A 509-nucleotide genomic window follows, 5' to 3' on the forward strand; every position below is an offset into this window, starting at 1 on the left:
GGCCAATAAAACTGATATCAGTAGCCTTGCCTTTATCTGTATATGTCTTATTTGGTCAAAAAAACCGCCAATCAACGATTGGCGGTTTTTTATCCAGCGTTGCCGTAAAACCACCCACTTCAGGGGGTGGCTATAAGGCAACTTAAGTAGTTATGCTTACGCAAAGAAAGCTGTTTAGTGTGGCATATTTTGCTGTTCGATATACTGGCAGATAATTTACCAGCAAATGCACATAGTCATCCTCACCATCAAACGCCACAAGCTCGGCTTCAAACTTGTTGCACACATCAGCAAAGATAACTTCAAGGTCATCAAGAACTTGTTTGGTGAAAACTGCTCGTCGATACTTAGCGACAAAGAGCAACTGCACATGCAAATTAAAGACAACGTGTCTACCACGTCTTAAGTCATTTTCTATTAAGTAGACCAATATGGAATAAAAGAGAATATCAGTATAAACTATAGTCGATACACTCTAAAAATGTCATAGCGCTACTGGGATGAATTTT

Annotated in this window: 1 pseudogene; it reads right to left on the reverse strand. The window is 39.3% G+C overall.

The window, feature by feature from the left end:
* Positions 1 to 154: 154 nt before the first annotated feature.
* Positions 155 to 418, reverse strand: a pseudogene (gene tnpA / locus NK638_RS12455) (IS200/IS605 family transposase); the annotation flags it as partial.
* Positions 419 to 509 lie beyond the last annotated feature (91 nt).

Origin of the sequence: Psychrobacter sp. A3 (assembly GCF_028823565.1) — a bacterium.
GTDB classification, from domain to species: Bacteria; Pseudomonadota; Gammaproteobacteria; order Pseudomonadales; family Moraxellaceae; genus Psychrobacter; species Psychrobacter celer.